At 66.9% G+C, this 269-nt stretch carries 1 pseudogene; it reads right to left on the bottom strand.

The features are described from left to right. Nucleotides 1–269 (bottom strand): annotated as a pseudogene (locus SB751_RS30975) (glycosyltransferase family 1 protein); the annotation flags it as partial.

A 269-nucleotide genomic window follows, 5' to 3' on the forward strand; every position in this document is an offset into this window, starting at 1 on the left:
GTAATCGAGGCGGCCGAAATAGCCGACGCGTATCGTCGAGCTGCCGGACGGACGATCGAGGGCGGTCCTGGCCTCGTCGCCCGCAATGCCCGTGTAGACGAGGTCGACCTTCGACATCGGCAGCCGGTACTTGCGCGCCGCGCGCAATTCTTCCAGCGACATGCAGACGATCCGATCGCATCGAGTCGCCAGCAGGCGCTCGGTCAGCGCGTAACCCAGCCGCGTCACGGAGCCGACGTCCTTCTTCAGGAACGCCCACGCGTGCGGGG

Origin of the sequence: Cupriavidus sp. SIMBA_020, assembly GCF_046535395.1 — a bacterium.
Classification (GTDB): domain Bacteria; phylum Pseudomonadota; class Gammaproteobacteria; order Burkholderiales; family Burkholderiaceae; genus Cupriavidus; species Cupriavidus campinensis.